This window comes from Vibrio sp. 2130-1, from assembly GCF_033339515.1.
Window position 1 is genome coordinate 1 of the sequence record NZ_JAWOUT010000117.1, and the last position, 929, is coordinate 929.

The 929-nt window shown below is 47.9% G+C and carries 1 protein-coding gene; it reads left to right on the forward strand.

The genetic code is table 11. From position 1 onward, the window contains the following. The coding region (locus R7Q09_RS24605; protein ID WP_318143755.1) for a DUF294 nucleotidyltransferase-like domain-containing protein at positions 1-924 on the forward strand (924 nt) is incomplete at its 5' end. Between the last annotated feature and the right edge of the window lie 5 nt (positions 925-929).

Consider the following 929-nt stretch of genomic DNA (forward strand, 5'->3'; position numbering starts at 1 on the left):
ATTGGACGAGCGATGTCGGTGATTGGTAGCAGCTTTAAGCAACGATTGGCGGAACTCGCCGAGCAAGAGCTTGGTCCTGCCCCAATTCCATACTGTCTGGTTGCGATGGGATCGATGGCGCGAGATGAGCAGCTCATTGTCACTGACCAAGATAACGCGCTGATTCTTGATGACAGTTACGATCCTGACAAGCACGGCGAATATTTCGCGCAGTTTGCGAAATTTGTATGTGATGGATTGGCGGCATGCGGCTATACCTATTGTACGGGCGACATTATGGCTACCAATCCTGAATGGCGAAAAACCAAATCGCAATGGGAAGAGTGCTTTGGCGATTGGATCGATCATCCGACGCCAGAAAGGTTGCTCAACAGCAATATTTTCTTCGATTTGCTAGGGATTCATGGCCGGGTGAAATGGGCAGAGCAACTGAGCAGCTTTATTGTCAGACGAGCCAAAAAGAACAATCGATTTTTGGCTTGTATGGCTTACAACGCAATTCGAAGAACGCCGCCGTTAGGATTTTTTAAAGATTTCGTGATGGAGAAAGATGGGCGTCATCGCAACTCTATCAACCTTAAACGACGCGGTACCGCGCCGCTGGCAGATTTGATTCGAGTGCATGCCTTGGCGATTGGTTCGCGCTCGCAAAACTCGTTTGATCGATTAGACGACATTAATGACGCCGGGATTCTGCCAAAAGGGCGAGGAATGGACTTGCGAGATGCGATGGAGCTTATCTATATGGTTCGAATCCGTCACCAAGCCTTGGATATTGAATATGGCGACGAGCCGGATAACAACATCGAGCCAGAAAACATGTCCGATTTCGAACGTCGTAATCTAAAAGCGGCATTCCAAATTCTAAGCAATGCGCAGAACTTCCTAAAGTTTCGCTATCAAGCTGGCAACAGTTTTAAATAAGGGAA